This window comes from Cupriavidus sp. KB_39, from assembly GCF_052114485.1.
Taxonomy (GTDB): domain Bacteria; phylum Pseudomonadota; class Gammaproteobacteria; order Burkholderiales; family Burkholderiaceae; genus Cupriavidus.
In genome coordinates, this window is record NZ_JBFREV010000229.1 from 1 (window position 1) to 416 (window position 416).

At 64.7% G+C, this 416-nt stretch carries 1 protein-coding gene; it reads left to right on the plus strand.

All coding sequences use genetic code 11. The features are described 5' to 3' along the window. The coding region (locus tag AB4Z27_RS29690; RefSeq protein ID WP_441646072.1) for an isochorismatase family protein at positions 1 to 416 on the plus strand (416 nt) is incomplete at both ends.

Consider the following 416-nt stretch of genomic DNA (forward strand, 5'->3'; position numbering starts at 1 on the left):
ACCTCGATGAACTCGTGGGATGACCAGAAGGTGCGCGACGCGCTGGCCGCCAACGGCCGCAAGAAGATCGTCGTGGCCGGCCTGTGGACCGAGGTCTGCAACACGACCTTTGCCCTGAGCGCGATGCTGGAAGGTGACTACGAGATCTATATGGTSGCCGAYGCCTCGGGCGGCACGACCAAGGAAGCGCACGACTACGCCATGCAACGCATGATCCAGGCCGGCGTGGTGCCGGTGACGTGGCAGCAGGTGCTGCTGGAATGGCAGCGTGACTGGAAGAACAAGGAAACGTACGACGCCGTGACCGGCCTGGCCAAGCAACACTCGGGCGCCTACGGCATGGGCATCGACTACGCCTACACGATGGTCCACAAGGCTGCGCAGCGCACGCAGACCCCGCACGCGTCGATCGCGCC